Below are 14,712 nucleotides of genomic sequence, written 5' to 3' on the forward strand. Positions count from 1 at the left end.
GTTCAACTCTCAACTAAACTCGGAGCACGAGGAGGTACCGACATGCCTGCGGTGACCGTGGAGAACCCGTTGACCCTGCCCCGCGTGGCCGCCCCGGCCGACGCGGTGGCCCGCCCCGTGCTGACCGTCACGCACGTACATCATCGACGGGACCTTCGACCACCAGGACAGCCACGGTGGCGGCGGCACCATCACCAACGGCGACACCCAGTGGATGACCGCGGGCGCGGGCCTGCTGCACATCGAGGCCCCGCCGGAGCAGCTCGTCATGTCCGGCGGGCTCTTCCACGGCGTCCAGCTCTGGGTGAACCTGCCGGCCAGGGACAAGATGATGGCCCCGCGCTACCAGGACATCCGCGGCGGCAGCGTCCAGCTGCTCACCTCCCCGGACGGCGGCGCGCTGCTCCGCGTCATCGCCGGTGAGCTGGACGGCCACGAGGGCCCCGGCATCACGCACACGCCGATCACGATGATCCACGCCACCCTCGCGCCGGGCGCGGAGGTCACCCTGCCGTGGCGGGAGGACTTCAACGGCCTGGCGTACGTGCTCGCCGGGCGTGGCAGCGTCGGCGTGGAGCGCCGCCCGGTCCGGCTGGGCCAGACGGCCGTCTTCGGCGCCGGGTCCTCGCTCACCGTCCGCGCGGACGAGAAGCAGGACGCGCACACCCCGGACCTGGAGGTCGTCCTGCTCGGCGGCCGTCCCATCCGGGAGCCCATGGTCCACTACGGCCCGTTCGTGATGAACACCCAGGACGAGCTCCAGCAGGCCTTCGAAGACTTCCAGAAGGGCCGTCTGGGGTCGGTCCCGGCGGTGCACGGGATGACCGGGGACGGCATCTGACGCCCCGCTGACCGCGGCTCACCCGGGCGGGCCGTCCGAACAGGACGGCCCGCCCGGTGCGTGGTCGGGTGGACGGTGTGCAGCTGCTTCCCGAGCCCGTACGCCGTCTGGCGGCCTGGTGCGCCGTCGTCCTGCTGGTGTCCGGGGTGGTGTACGTCGCCGTCCGGCTGTGCGCCGCGTTCCGGACCGCCGTCATCCCGGTCCTGCTCGCCCTGCTCGGCACCGCGCTGCTGAGGCCGCTGTACCGGCAGCTCGTCCGGGCGAAGGTCAACCGCTCGATCGCCGCGGGCGTCACCTGTGCCGCGGTCGTGGCGGTGGCCGGCGGCGCCGTCTACATCGTGGTGGCCGCCCTCGTCGACAGCGGCGACCAGATCGTCGCCTCGCTCCGGCAGGCCGCCGAGTCGATCACCGAGCACTTCGGAGCCGCGGGCACCTCCCTGGACGACCTGGCCGCGAACTCCCGCGACCTGCTCTCCCGGTTCGGCGGCACCGCCGCGTCCAACGTCATCCACGGGGTCAGCGTCGTCGGCGAGGCCATCGCCATGGCCGTCCTCGCGCTGCTGCTCGTCTTCTTCTTCCTGCGGGACTCGCGACGGGCCGCCGACACCCTGCGCGCCCTCTCCCCGGGCGGCGCGGGCGACACCGTCGAGGCCATGGCCCGGCGCGCCTTCGAGGCCGTCGAGGGGTTCATGCGCGGCACCACCCTCATCGCGCTCATCGACGCCGTCTGCATCACGGTCGGGCTGCTGGTCCTCGGCGTCCCGGGAGCCGTGGGGCTCGGCGCGCTCGTCTTCGTCGGCGCGTACATCCCCTACCTGGGCGCCTTCATCTCCGGGGCGGTCGCCGTGCTCGTCGCCCTCGCCGACCGCGGGTTCGTCATCGCCCTGTGGGCCCTCGGCATCGTCCTCGCCGTGCAGCTCCTGGAGGGGCACGTCCTGCAGCCGGTGATCCAGAGCCGTACGGTCCAGATGCACCCGGCGGTCGTCATGGTGGCCCTGACCGGGGGCGCGGCCGTCGCCGGGATCCTCGGCATGCTGCTGGCCGTACCGCTGACCGCGGCGGTCTTCGGGGGCGTGCACGAGATGCGGGCGCGGTACACCATCCGGGAACCGTCCGGCTGACCTCCCGGCCCACCGGACGTCAGGGCGCGCCCTCCGCCGTCACCGCCTCCTCGAACTCGAACCAGATGCTCTTGCCCTCGCCCCGCGGGTCCACCCCCCAGGCGTCGGCCAGCAGCTCCATCAGCACCAGTCCCCGGCCGGAGGACGCCAGCTCGCCGGGCTGCCGCCGGTGCGGCAGGTCGTCGCTCGCGTCCGTGACCTCGACCCGCATCCGGCGGGCGGCCGGACCGGTCCCGTCGGCGGGCGCGGCCCCCGTGGCTCCGGTGACCTCCGCGACCAGCAGGGCGTCCGCGTCCGTGTGCACCAGCACGTTGGTGAGCATCTCCGAGACGAGCAGCACCGCCGAGTCGACCTGGTCCTCGTCGCGCCAGTCGTGCAGCAGCTCTCGCAGGTGGCGGCGGGCTCCGGCGATCCGCTCGGGTTCCGTCTGGGCGACGGTGAGCGCCGTACGTCGGACCGGCGGCCGTCCCGGTCCGGTGCCGCCGCGGCCGCCCGCCCCCTCGCCCTGCCGGCTCAGCAGCAGTACCGCTATGTCGTCCTCGCGGCGGTCGGCCAGCGGACCGGTGGTGTGGTGGGAGGAGGGTCCGTGCACGGCCTGCACCAGGGCGTCGGCCAGCGCCTCCACCCCGCCGTCGGACCCGCCGTCATGGGCTTCGAGGATCCGGCGGATCCGGCTCCACCCGGTGTCCAGGTCGTGGCCGCCGGTCTCGATCAGGCCGTCCGTGCAGATCAGCATGGTCTCGCCGGGCTCCAGGACGAGCCGGGTCGTCGGGTAGTCCGCGTCCGGGTCGATGCCGAGGGGCAGCCCGCCCGCGGTCGACCGCATCAGCACCGTGCCGTCGGGCATGCGCACCGCGGGCTCCGGGTGCCCGGCGCGGGCGATCTCCAGCGTGCCCGTCCCGGGGTCGACCTCGACGTACAGGCAGGTCGCGAAGCGCAGGTCGGCGTACTCCTCGTCGTAGGTGATGCCGTGCAGGAAACGGGAGGCGCGGGAGAGGACCGCGTCCGGGCGGTGGCCCTCGGAGGCGTAGGCGCGCAGCGCGATGCGCAGCTGGCCCATCAGGCCGGCGGCCCGCACGTCGTGGCCCTGGACGTCGCCGATGACGAGGGCGAACCGTCCCGATCCGGACTTCGTCCGGGAGGTTCCGGACGGCAGCGGGATCATGTCGTACCAGTCACCGCCGACCTGGAGCCCGCCACCGGTGGGGACGTACCGGGCGGCGACGCTCATGCCGGGCATCTGCGGGCCCAGGGTGGGCAGCATCGAGCGCTGCAGCCCGTCGGTCAGCTCACGCTCGGTCTCCGCCGCCCCGGCCCGGGACAGCGCCTGGGCGAGCATGCGCGCCACCGTGGTGAGGACGGACCGCTCGTCGGGCGTGAAGGACACCGGGTACGTGAACGCGGCCATCCACGCGCCCATCGTCCGCCCGGCGACGACGAGCGGCAGGAACGCCCAGGACTGGCGACCGAAGCGCTCGGCGAGCGGCCAGGACGCGGGGTAGCGGGCCTTGTAGTCCTCCGGGGAGGACACGTAGACGGCACGGCCGGTACGGGCCACCTCGGCGGCCGGGTAGTCCGTGTCCAGCGTCATGTGGGTGAACGGCTTCTCGTCCCCCGACTGGTGGCCGTGGTGCCCGATGACCGTGAGCCGGTCGCCGTCCAGGCCGAACACGGCCAGCCCGTCCGGCGAGAACCCCGGCATCGACAGCCCCGCCGCGACCCGCAGCACCTCCTCCGTGGAGCGCGCCTCGGCCAGCGCCCGCCCCGCGTCCAGCAGGAACGCCTCGCGCGAGCGGCGCCAGTCACCGGTGACGGGGGTGTGCGCGGCGCCCGGCGGCGGCTCCGTGACCTCCTGGAGTGTGCCCACCAGCTCGAACGCCCCGGTGGCGGGGTCGACGGACGGCTTGGAACGGCTGCGTACGATGCGGACCACCCGGCCGCTCGCGTCCATGACCCGCATCCGGACCTCGGCGATGGTGCTCTCGGCGACGGCGAGCTGGATGACTCCCGCGGCCTCGTTCCAGTCGACCGGGTGGAAGCGGGAGCGCATCGCCGCCTCGGTGAGGGTCACCGGCTCCGACGGCAGCCCGAGGAGACGCGCGGCCTCGCCGTCCAGGGTGACGAGCCCGGCTTCGTCGTCCGCACGCCACAGCCCGGTCGCGAGGGCGGAGAGGACCTCCCCCACGGCGGGCAGGGGCTGATCAGTGAGCATTGCCCCACTTTAAGAACAGTTGATCGGGCCTTGCCACCGAAGGTGTACGGGGCACCCGGATGGCCCACTTACCGCGAGGCCCCGGATGCCCGTGGGGCGACGGGCGGGAAGCGGGCCGTGAGGCGACGGTCGGAAACGGAGGGGAGGCGATGAGGGACCGGCCGGTACCCTGGGATGGCCCGGGCCGTTCCCGGCCGGGCGTTCCCCGATCCGCGAAGGCTGGATGAACGACGATGCACCGGTACAGGTCCCACACCTGCGGCGAGCTCCGCGCCTCTGACGTCGGCACCGACGTCCGGCTGAGCGGCTGGCTGCACAATCGGCGCGACCTGGGCGGCATCCTCTTCATCGATCTGCGCGATCACTACGGCATCACGCAGCTCGTGGCCCGTCCCGGCACGGCCGCGTACGAGGCGCTGGACAAGCTCTCCAAGGAGTCCACGGTCCGTGTGGACGGCGCCGTTGTTTCACGTGGAACCGAGAACGTGAACGCCGACCTGCCGACCGGCGAGATCGAGGTCGAGGTCAGCGAGGTCGAGCTGCTCGGTGCGGCGGCTCCGCTCCCCTTCACGATCAACACCGAGGACGGGGTGAACGAGGAGCGGCGCCTGGAGTACCGCTTCCTGGACCTGCGCCGCGAGCGCATGCACCGCAACATCATGCTGCGCACGGCGGTCATCTCCGCCATCCGCCACAAGATGGTCGCGCTCGGCTTCAACGAGATGGCGACGCCCATCCTCACCGCCACCTCCCCCGAGGGCGCCCGCGACTTCGTGGTCCCCTCCCGCCTGCACGCGGGCCGGTTCTACGCCCTCCCGCAGGCCCCGCAGCAGTTCAAGCAGCTGCTGATGATCTCCGGCTTCGACCGCTACTTCCAGATCGCACCCTGCTTCCGCGACGAGGACGCCCGCGCCGACCGTTCGCCGGGCGAGTTCTACCAGCTCGACGTGGAGATGTCCTTCGTCGAGCAGGAGGACGTCTTCCAGCCCATCGAGAAGCTGATGACGGAGCTCTTCACGGAGTTCGGCGGCGGCCGCGAGGTCACCTCCCCGTTCCCGCGCATCCCGTTCCGCGAGGCGATGCTGAAGTACGGCTCCGACAAGCCGGACCTGCGCGCCCAGCTCGAACTCGTCGACATCACCGACGTCTTCGAGGGCTCGGAGTTCAAGGCCTTCGCCGGCAAGCACGTGCGCGCCCTCCCGGTGCCGGACGTCTCCGCCCAGCCCCGCAAGTTCTTCGACCAGCTCGGTGAGTACGCGGTGGAGCAGGGCGCGAAGGGCCTGGCCTGGGTGCGCGTGGGCGAGGACGGCTCGCTGACGGGCCCGATCGCCAAGTTCCTGACCGAGGAGAACGTCGCGGAGCTGACGAAGCGGCTGGGGCTGGCCGCCGGTCACGCCGTCTTCTTCGGCGCGGGCGAGTTCGACGAGGTCTCGAAGATCATGGGCGCCGTGCGCGTCGAGGCCGCCAAGCGGGCCGGCCACTTCGAGGAGAACGTCTTCCGGTTCTGCTGGATCGTCGACTTCCCGATGTACGAGAAGGACGAGGAGACCGGGAAGATCGACTTCTCGCACAACCCGTTCTCGATGCCCCAGGGCGGCATGGAGGCCCTGGAGAACCAGGACCCGCTGTCCATCCTGGCCTGGCAGTACGACATCGTCTGCAACGGCGTGGAGCTGTCCTCGGGCGCCATCCGGAACCACGAGCCGGACATCATGCTCAAGGCGTTCAACATCGCCGGCTACGACAACGAGACGGTCGAGCGCGAGTTCGCGGGCATGCTCCGCGCCCTCCGCTTCGGCGCCCCGCCGCACGGTGGCATCGCCCCGGGCGTCGACCGCATCGTCATGCTGCTGGCCGACGAGCCCAACATCCGCGAGACCATCGCCTTCCCGCTCAACGGCAACGCCCAGGACCTGATGATGGGCGCGCCGACGGAGCTGGAGGAGACGCGGCTGAGGGAGCTGCACCTCTCGGTGCGGAAGCCGCAGCCGAAGTAGGTCTGTGCCGGGCTCGCCCCCGGACGCACGACGGCCCGGAACCGGAAGCGGTTCCGGGCCGTCGTGCGTAAGCGGCTACCTGGCGCGTTGGAGGATCAGCGTGCGCAGAACGTCTCCGGGGGCCGTCTCCTCGCGTACGACCCGGAGCCCCGCGGTCCGGCACTGCTGCACGACCCAGTCGTGGGCGAGGCGGAGCTTCCGGTAGCTGTGGGCGTCGAGCGTCCAGCCGGAGTCCGAGCCGGCATCCCGGACGTGGATCAGATCGTGCACGACGACCGTGTAGTCGTCGAAGTCGTCCGGGTACTCCAGGAAACACGTCATGATCCGGTCCTCGGCGGCCCGCACCGGCAGGAAGCGGTCGGTGCCGGTGAGGGGGACGGCCAGGTCGCGGTAGGTGAGCACGGCCGTGCCGTCGGGTGCGAGCGCGTTCGCGATGTCGTTGAGCAGCGCGGCCACGTCGCCCCTGGTCGGCAGGTGGGTGAGGGTGTCGCCCAGACAGACGACGGCGTCCGCCGAGCCCGGGCGGACGAGCTCCGGCAGCGCGGTGCGCAGATCGGACCGTACCGGGCGTACGGCGGGCGCGTCGGCGGCGTGCGCGGAGAGCTCGTCCAGCAGGGACCGGCTCAGGTCGACGGCGAGGACCTGGTCGAAGCCCAGATCGGCCAGGGCCAGACTGGTGTGGCCGGGGCCGCAGCCGAGGTCCACCGCGAGCGTCCCGGCAGGGTGCGCCTCGGGTACCACTCCCCACTCCCGCAGCTGCTCGCGCTGGGTCGCGGCGAGGGAGACGAGGTCGCCGCCGAGCATCCAGGTGTAGTGCTCCGCGAGGAACCGGTCGTAGTGGTCGACGGCGGCGGTTGTCATGGAGGCGGGTTCCTTCCCATCTGGCTCCGGTGGCCGACCGGCGCCCGGTGACCGGTGAATGGGGAGGAATCTAGGGTGTGGGGCGGGGAGATGGAGGGCTCACCGAACCTCGTTCGGATCACCGCCCACAATGGCGGCCATGGACGGCATTGATTCGGAGATCCTGGGCCATCTGCAGCGTGACGCACGGCTCACCAACCGTGAGCTGGCCCGGCTGGTCGGCATCGCGCCCTCCACCTGCCTGGAGCGCGTACGGGCGCTGCGGTCGCGTGGTGTGATCACCGGCTATCACGCCGCGGTGCAGCCGCGCGCACTCGGCCGTGCGCTCCAGGCGCTGGTCTTCGCGCGGCTGCGCCCGCTGAGCCGGGACGTGATCGCCTCCTTCGAGGCGTATCTGGCCCAGCTCCCCGAAGTGGTCTCCGTGTTCGTCGTCTCGGGCGACGACGACTTCGTCGTCCACGTGGCCGTGCCGGACATCGAGCACCTGCACGCGTTCCTCATGGACCGTTTCAGCGCCCGCCGGGAGGTCGTGAGCTTTCGCAGCTCGGTGATCTACCAGCAGACCAGTACGCGGGTGCTGACGTCCATGGAGGACGTGGAGTGAGCGGCGTGGAGTGGGCGGCGTCGACTGAGAGCAGAGGTGCCCGCTACCGCGCCACGAACTGCGTGAGTATCGCCTGCACCTCGTAGATGTCCACGCCCTTGGTGAACGTCTTCTGGATCGGCATGGACGCGCCGGAGAGCCAGATCTTGAGCTCGGCGTCGAGGTCGAAGGTGCCGGCGGTCTCCACCGCGAAGTGGGTGATGCTGCGGTAGGGGATGGAGTGGTACTCGGTCTTCTTGCCGGTGATGCCCTGCTTGTCGACGAGGATGAGGCGGCGGTCGGTGAACAGGATGGTGTCGCGGATCAGCAGGTACGCGGCGTGGATCTGCTCGCCGTGCCCCAGCAGCCGCGCGTAGTCCTGCTGCGCCGAGGCCGGGTCGATGCTGTGCGCGTTGCCGAACAGTGCCATGGATGGTCCCCCCTGTGCGGTTGGTCTCTTGTCTCACGTGACGGCCGGAATGGCCGTCACGTGCATGATCTTCATCTTCGCGGCGGGTTGTCCATCGTGAGGGCGTAGCGGGCGGGTAACAGGGCTGCTACTCGGGCTCGGACTCCTCCGGGATGTGACCTCGACGCACGAGTCGCAAAGACTTGACGCTCGCCACACTGAGCACTGCACGACGCTCCCGTCCCCGGGACCGTGCCCGTCGTGACGGCGAAAAGACGGACGGCCCGCACCCCGCGCTCGCGCGCGATGCGTGGGCCGCCTTCCTGACGTGTGCCGTTACGCCGTCGGCTCGCCGCCGAAGCGCTCCTTGTACGTCTCCAGGTCCTCGTCCGTGATCTTGGCGAAGAGGACCGGAGGCACCGTGAAGGAGGTGCCCGCGGTGACCGTGGTCAGGGACTTCGCCTCGTCCGCCGTCACCCACGTCGCCGTGTCGTCCGGCAGGGCGAACGCCGCGCGCATGGCCCTGGCGGAGGACGGGACGAACGGTTCCGAGACCACCGAGTAGAGGTGGATCAGGTTCATCGCCGTACGGAGGGTCTGGGCGGCACCCTCGGGGTTGGTCTTGATCTCCAGCCAGGGGGCCTTCTCCTCCAGGTAGGAGTTGCCGGCCGACCACAGGGCGCGCAGCGCGGACGCCGCCTTGCGGAACTGGAGGGCCTCCATCTGGGTCTCGTACTCGGCGAGGAGGCCGGCGATCTGCTCACCGAGCCGCGCCTCCGCCTCGCCCGCCTCGCCGCCGGCGGGGACGTCGTCGCCGAAGCGCTTGCGGGAGAAGGACAGGACGCGGTTGACGAAGTTGCCGAGGGTGTCGGCGAGGTCCTTGTTCACCGTGGCCGTGAAGTGCTCCCACGTGAAGGACGCGTCGTCCGACTCGGGGGCGTTGGCCATCAGGAAGTAGCGCCAGTAGTCGGCCGGGAGGATGTCCAGGGCCTGGTCCGTGAAGACGCCCCGCTTCTGCGAGGTGGAGAACTTCCCGCCGTAGTACGTGAGCCAGTTGAAGGCCTTGAGGAAGTCGACCTTCTTCCACGGCTCCCGTACGCCCATCTCCGTGGCCGGGAACATCACGCTGTGGAAGGGGACGTTGTCCTTCGCCATGAACTCGGTGTAGCGGACGTCGTCGGCGCCGTCCGGGCCGTACCACCAGGACTTCCAGTCGCGGGCACCCGTCGGGTCCTGGTCGGCCCACTCCTTCGTCGCGCCGATGTACTCGATCGGCGCGTCGAACCAGACGTAGAAGACCTTGCCCTCGGCGGCCAGCTCGGGCCAGGTGTCGGCGGGGACCGGCACGCCCCAGTCCAGGTCACGGGTGATCGCGCGGTCGTGCAGGCCCTCGGTGAGCCACTTGCGGGCGATGGAGGAGGCGAGCTGCGGCCACTCGTCCGCGACCTCGTCGATCCACGCCTCGACCTCGCCCTGGAGCTTGGACTGGAGGAGGAAGAGGTGCTTGGTCTCGCGGACCTCCAGCTCCGTCGAGCCCGAGATGGCGCTGCGCGGGTCGATCAGGTCGGTCGGGTCGAGGACGCGCGTGCAGTTCTCGCACTGGTCGCCGCGGGCCTTGTCGTAACCGCAGTGGGGGCAGGTGCCCTCGACGTAGCGGTCCGGGAGGAAGCGGCCGTCCGCAGGCGAGTACACCTGGCGGATCGCGCGCTCCTCGATGAAGCCGTTCTCGTTCAGCTTGCGGGCGAAGTGCTGCGTCAGCTCCGCGTTCTGCGGGGAGGAGCTGCGGCCGAAGTGGTCGAAGGCCAGCCCGAAGCCGTCGTAGATCGCCTTCTGGGCGTCGTGCGCCTGGGCGCAGAACGCGTCGACCGGGAGGCCCTGCTCCTTCGCGGCGAGCTCGGCAGGGGTGCCGTGCTCGTCGGTCGCGCAGATGTAGAGGACGTCGTGGCCGCGCTGGCGGAGGTAGCGGGAGTACACGTCCGCCGGGAGCATGGACCCCACCATGTTGCCCAGGTGCTTGATTCCGTTGATGTACGGAAGGGCGCTGGTGATGAGGTGTCGAGCCATCGCGGGCTGCTCCCAAGTCGGATTCGTCTACGAACCTTGAAATCCTAGCCGACATGGCCTAGGCCGCCCGCGTCCATTTTGAATGGCGGAAGCGGGCGGCCCGGGAGCAGCTGGTGCGTGTGTGCTGTTGTGATCCGGGTCCTACGGTGCGTTACGGGCGCCAGTCCGCCAGTACGCCCTCGTAGAGCTCGTCGTCCGTCAGCTCGCGCGGGGTCTCGCCGGCCAGGAAGTGCGCGGTGTTGCCCGTCTTGAGCTTGCGGAGGTAGTCGAACGCCTTGTTCTCCGGGTCACCGAAGGCGATGAAGGAGAAGAAGAGGGAGGGGTGCGTCTCCGCGGCCTTCGTGAGGGACTGGGTGGCGGGGGTCTTGGCGTCCGGGGCGCCGTCCGTCTGGAAGAGGACGAGGGCGGGGGTGGTGGTGCCGGTCGAGTCGTAGTGGCTGACGATCTCCTCGACGGCCGCGTGGTAGCTCGTACGGCCCATGCGGCCGAGGCCCGCGTGCAGCTCGTCGATCTTGTTCTCGTGGTCGGTGAGGGTGAGCTCGCCGGTGCCGTCCAGTTCCGTGGAGAAGAAGACGACGTGGACCTTGGCCTCGGGGTCCAGGTGGGCGGCGAGGGCGAGGGCCTGCTCGCCGAGGGCCTGCGCGGAGCCGTCCTTGTAGTACGGGCGCATGGACGCGGAGCGGTCGAGGACGAGGTAGACGCGGGCGCGGGTGCCGGTCAGTCCGCGCTTCCCGAGCTCCGCACCGGCGGCGTCGTAGGCGGTGAGGAGGCTGGGGGCGATGGCGCCGCGCTCGGCGGGGAGCGGTGCCTCGGTCTCGGTCACGGTCGTGGCCTCAGGAGCCGCTGTGGCGGGAGCGGGCTGCGGCTGCTCCGGTGCCGCGTCCGCCTCGGCCTGCGGCTCGGCGGCCTGACCAGGGGTGGAGTCCGCCTCGGGCTCGGGCTCGGTCTCGTCGGCGGAGGTGGGCGCAGCGTTCGGTACGGCGGTTTCCTCGGCAGCGGCCGCCGGTTCCGCGGTGGTTTCGGTCGTGGGTTCGGCCTCGGGTGCCGGGACGTCAGCCGGTTCGGGTTCGGGCGTCGGCTCCGGCTCAGGTGAGGCGTCGGCCTCGGACGCGGGCTGTGCGGCGGGCGTGGGCTCGGTCCCGGCCACCGGTTCGGGTGCGGACTGCGGGTCGGTGGTGGGAGTGGGGGCCGATGCCGGCGGTTCGGTTTCCGCGGCGGGCTCGGGCGTCGGCTCCGGTGAGGGTCCGTCGGTAGCTGACGCGTCGGTCTCGACCACAGGCTCGGGCGTGGTCTCCGGCGTTGCCTCGGAGGTCTCCGAAGCGGTGGGCTCGGGAGCCGTCTCGGTGGTGGGCTCGCGCTGGGGCTCGGCGGCGGTCGACGGGGCCTCGGCCTGTGCGGCCTGCGGTTCCGTGTCGGCCTTCGGCTCGGGCTCAGGGGTCGCGTCGGTCTTCGGCCGGGCGTCGGTCTCGGTCTCGGTCTCGGGTGCCGTGTCGGCCTTCGGCTCGGCGTCGGTCTCCGGTTCGGGCGTGGTGGCGGTCTGCGGCTGCTCGGTCTGCACCTTGGGCTCGGCCTCGGTCTGCACCCTGGGCTCGGCCTCGGTCTGCACCTTGGGCTCGGCCTCGGGCGCCGTGTCGGCCTTCGGCTCGGTCTTCGGCTCCGCGTCGGGCTTCGGCGTGGGCTCCGCGGCGGTCGGCTGCTTCTCGGCCGGACGATCCGTCGTGCCCGGCTGCTCCTCGGCCTCCGGCTGGGGCTCCGTCGCGGTCGGCTGCTTCTCGGCCTCCATGTCGGCCGACGCTTCCTCCGTCTTCGGCTCGGTGGCCGTGGACGCCGGTGCCTTCGCTGCCTCCGGCTCCGGCTCCGGCTCCGGCTCCGGTTCCGTGGCCGGCTTCGGGTGCTCCCGCCGGGGCTCCTCGTTCTGCTGCTCCGCCGGAGGCGTGGGGCGGGGCTTGGGGACCGTGATGTTGTCGAAGGCCGCCGAGACCAGTTCGTCGGCCACGGACGGGGTCGGCTTGGCCACGGGCTCCGGTTCCGGGGTGGGTTCCGGGGACGGGGACGGGACCTCCGCCGCGGTGTCGGGGGCGGCGTCCGGGCGGGGCCGGGGCTCCGGCGGGGTCTGCGAAGCCTCCTGCGTCGGTTCCACGTCCGCCGCGTCGCGCCCCTTGCGCGAGCGGCCGAACGCGTTCCGCAGAAGAGAGAGAATGCCCATGTGCGCGACCCTTCGCGTAAGTTGTGGCCCGTTCGATCCCTGGCCAGGACGGACACGTAAGGTTAGCGGCCGACGTGGGCCGCCTTCCGTATGGGGAGGGGTATGCCGCATACCTCTGCACCACCCCACTGTCAAGGCCGGTCGACACGCCCCAGGTTCACCCCCCGTTCACCCGACGTGCGCACGCACGCATGCATCTCCCCCTAGCGTCACGCTGACACCAGGGACATATGGGGAGAGAAAAGTGCGCAAACTGCTGCCGATCATCGGGACGAACGGGGCGTCGCATCCCGGCGGCCGGTCTGCTCTGACCTGCCGGTTCCGTTGCGGCGACGCCTGCTTCCACGAGGTGCCGAACACCACCGGCAACGAGTACGTCGGCGATGTCATCGCCGGTGCCCTCAGCCGCCGGTCGATGATGCGGGCCGCCGCCGTCGTCACCGTGGCGGGTGCCGCCGGGACGGCCGCCCTGACCGCCGGTGCCCCGGAGGCCCAGGCCGCCCCGGCCACGCACGGCAAGGGCGGGAAGGGCCGGCCCGGAGGGGGGAAGAAGGGGAAGGCCGCGCGCGGGCTCCGCTTCACCCCGGTCGCGCCCAACACCGACGACAAGGTCACCGTCCCCGACGGCTACCGGCAGAACGTCGTCGTCAAGTGGGGCGACCCCATCCTGCGCGGCGCCCCCGCCTTCGACCCGGACAACCAGACCGCCGAGGCCCAGGCCGGCCAGTTCGGGTACAACAACGACTTCCTCGCGCTGCTGCCGATCCCCGGTGAGCGCAACCGCCAGCTCCTCGTCGCCAACCACGAGTACACCGACGAGGTGCTCATGTTCCGCGACTACGACGCGGACAACCCCACCCGTGAGCAGGTGGAGATCGGCTGGGCGGCCCACGGTCTCGGTGTCGTCGTGGTGGAGGAGGACCGGAAGACGGGCCGGCTCACCGCCGTCCCCCGGCACCACCTCAACCGCCGTGTCACCGCCACCACCCGGTTCCGGCTCACCGGCCCGGCCGCCGGCTCCGATCTGCTGAAGACCTCCGCCGACCGGTCCGGCACCACGGTGTACGGCACGCTCAACAACTGCGCGGGCGGTGTCACCCCCTGGGGCACGACGCTGCACGGCGAGGAGAACTTCAACCAGTACTTCGCCCACGGCTCCCGGACCACCGACACCCGGTACGGCATCGGCACCGGTGAGACCGAGCGCAAGTGGGAGCGGTTCGACAAGCGGTTCGACATCGCGCAGGAGCCGAACGAGAGCCACCGCTTCGGCTACGTCGTCGAGCTCGACCCGTTCGACCCCGACTCCACGCCCCGCAAGCACACCGCGCTCGGCCGCTTCAAGCACGAGGGCGCGACCGTGCGGCTCACCTCGGACGGCCGTCCCGTCGTCTACAGCGGTGACGACGAGCGCTTCGACTACTTCTACAAGTTCGTCGGCAGCAAGCGGATGAAGAAGGGCAGCTCGCGGGCGGTCCGCGAGCACAACCTCTCGCTCCTCGACGAGGGCACGCTGTACGTCGCCAAGCTGACCGGCGACTCGCCCGCCATCGAGATCGACGGCTCCGGCACGCTGCCGGACGACGGCGAGTTCGACGGCAGCGGCGAGTGGATCCCGCTGGCCACGGCGACCGCCCGGGGCGCCGTCTCGCACGTCGAGGGCATGACGGCGGAGGAGGTCTTCGTCTTCACGCGCCTCGCCGGCGACAAGGTGGGCGCCACGAAGATGGACCGCCCCGAGGACGTCGAGCCCAACCCGGTCACCGGCAAGGTCTACGTCGCCCTGACGAACAACTCCAACCGCGGTGTCGGATCGAACGCCAAGGCGGACGAGGCCAATCCGCGCAACGCGAACAAGCACGGCCACGTCCTGGAGCTCACCGAGCAGTGGAACCGGGCCGACAGCAAGAAGTTCGCCTGGTCGCTGTTCCTGGTCGCGGGTGACCCGGAGGACCCGGCCACGTACTTCGCGGGCTTCCCGAAGGACGAGGTCAGCCCGATCTCCTGCCCGGACAACGTCGCCTTCGACACGTACGGCAACCTGTGGATCTCCACCGACGGCAACGCCCTCGGCACGCACGACGGCCTGTTCGGCGTCGCCACGCGCGGCGACCGGCGCGGCGAGCTCAAGCAGTTCCTGACGGTGCCGAAGGGCGCGGAGACCTGCGGCCCGGTCATCCAGGACCGGCGCGTGCTGGTGGCCGTGCAGCATCCGGGCGAGCTCGACGGCGCCTCCGCCGGGAACCCGCTGAGCGCGTGGCCCGACGGACCCGGCAGGATCAACCGCCCGGCCGTCGTCGCGGTGTGGCGCGCGGACGGCGACGACATCGGCGAGTGACCGGCCGACGGCACCGAGGGCCTGCGGGGCAGCCGGGCACGACGCGTGCGGACCGTACGTTCGCGCCGGGCGGCTGACGG

General features: G+C 71.3%; 9 protein-coding genes and 1 pseudogene. 5 read left to right on the forward strand and 5 right to left on the reverse strand.

All coding sequences use genetic code 11. The features are described 5' to 3' along the window. Positions 1-42 precede the first annotated feature (42 nt). Together IEZ04_RS30960 and IEZ04_RS30965 are read left to right on the forward strand one after the other, a co-directional pair. Positions 43-841 (forward strand): annotated as a pseudogene (locus IEZ04_RS30960) (pirin family protein). Positions 842-918: 77 nt separating this feature from the next. Then, entirely contained in the window at positions 919-1,962 is a 1,044-nt protein-coding gene (locus tag IEZ04_RS30965; RefSeq protein ID WP_189220293.1) for an AI-2E family transporter, read from the forward strand. Positions 1,963-1,981: 19 nt separating this feature from the next. On the opposite strand, the gene IEZ04_RS30970 is transcribed toward IEZ04_RS30965, so the two are convergent. Then, on the reverse strand, positions 1,982-4,174 hold the full coding sequence (locus IEZ04_RS30970; RefSeq protein WP_189220294.1) for a SpoIIE family protein phosphatase: 2,193 nt from the start codon (positions 4,172-4,174) through the stop codon (positions 1,982-1,984). Positions 4,175-4,407: 233 nt separating this feature from the next. Between IEZ04_RS30970 and aspS the strand changes: the two genes are divergently transcribed. Beyond that, the gene (aspS, locus tag IEZ04_RS30975) at positions 4,408-6,171 is read left to right on the forward strand and encodes an aspartate--tRNA ligase (protein ID WP_189220295.1); all 1,764 of its coding nucleotides are present in this window, start codon (positions 4,408-4,410) and stop codon (positions 6,169-6,171) included. Positions 6,172-6,246: 75 nt separating this feature from the next. On the opposite strand, the gene IEZ04_RS30980 is transcribed toward aspS, so the two are convergent. Then, positions 6,247-7,032 carry a class I SAM-dependent methyltransferase gene (locus IEZ04_RS30980; protein ID WP_189220296.1) on the reverse strand — a complete coding sequence of 262 codons (786 nt, stop codon included), beginning with the start codon at positions 7,030-7,032 and terminating at the stop codon, positions 6,247-6,249. 139 nt (positions 7,033-7,171) lie between these two features. On the opposite strand from IEZ04_RS30980, the gene IEZ04_RS30985 reads away from it, so the two are divergent. Next, entirely contained in the window at positions 7,172-7,636 is a 465-nt protein-coding gene (locus IEZ04_RS30985) for an Lrp/AsnC family transcriptional regulator (RefSeq protein WP_189220297.1), read from the forward strand. Positions 7,637-7,679: 43 nt separating this feature from the next. On the opposite strand, the gene IEZ04_RS30990 is transcribed toward IEZ04_RS30985, so the two are convergent. The 3 genes from IEZ04_RS30990 to IEZ04_RS31000 form a co-directional block, all read right to left on the reverse strand. Continuing rightward, entirely contained in the window at positions 7,680-8,045 is a 366-nt protein-coding gene (locus IEZ04_RS30990; protein ID WP_189220298.1) for a PH domain-containing protein, read from the reverse strand. A 315-nt stretch (positions 8,046-8,360) separates the two neighbouring features. Beyond that, the gene (gene metG / locus IEZ04_RS30995) at positions 8,361-10,088 is read right to left on the reverse strand and encodes a methionine--tRNA ligase (RefSeq protein WP_189220299.1); all 1,728 of its coding nucleotides are present in this window, start codon (positions 10,086-10,088) and stop codon (positions 8,361-8,363) included. A gap of 151 nt (positions 10,089-10,239) precedes the next feature. Then, on the reverse strand, positions 10,240-12,294 hold the full coding sequence (locus IEZ04_RS31000; protein WP_189220300.1) for a VWA domain-containing protein: 2,055 nt from the start codon (positions 12,292-12,294) through the stop codon (positions 10,240-10,242). A gap of 244 nt (positions 12,295-12,538) precedes the next feature. Between IEZ04_RS31000 and IEZ04_RS31005 the strand changes: the two genes are divergently transcribed. Further along, positions 12,539-14,632, forward strand: a complete 2,094-nt coding sequence (locus IEZ04_RS31005) for a PhoX family protein (protein WP_189220301.1) — start codon at positions 12,539-12,541, stop codon at positions 14,630-14,632. The last annotated feature ends 80 nt before the right edge of the window (positions 14,633-14,712 follow it).

Origin of the sequence: Streptomyces ruber (assembly GCF_014648075.1) — a bacterium.
Lineage (GTDB): Bacteria > Actinomycetota > Actinomycetes > Streptomycetales > Streptomycetaceae > Streptomyces > Streptomyces ruber.

Coding starts and splice junctions, on each gene's coding strand:
- aspS (WP_189220295.1), top strand. CDS start 4,408: ATGCACCGGTACAGGTCCCACACCTGCGGCGAGCTCCGCGCCTCTGAC.
- IEZ04_RS31000 (WP_189220300.1), bottom strand. CDS start 12,294: ATGGGCATTCTCTCTCTTCTGCGGAACGCGTTCGGCCGCTCGCGCAAG.
- IEZ04_RS30990 (WP_189220298.1), bottom strand. CDS start 8,045: ATGGCACTGTTCGGCAACGCGCACAGCATCGACCCGGCCTCGGCGCAG.
- IEZ04_RS30970 (WP_189220294.1), bottom strand. CDS start 4,174: ATGCTCACTGATCAGCCCCTGCCCGCCGTGGGGGAGGTCCTCTCCGCC.
- IEZ04_RS30985 (WP_189220297.1), top strand. CDS start 7,172: ATGGACGGCATTGATTCGGAGATCCTGGGCCATCTGCAGCGTGACGCA.
- metG (WP_189220299.1), bottom strand. CDS start 10,088: ATGGCTCGACACCTCATCACCAGCGCCCTTCCGTACATCAACGGAATC.
- IEZ04_RS30980 (WP_189220296.1), bottom strand. CDS start 7,032: ATGACAACCGCCGCCGTCGACCACTACGACCGGTTCCTCGCGGAGCAC.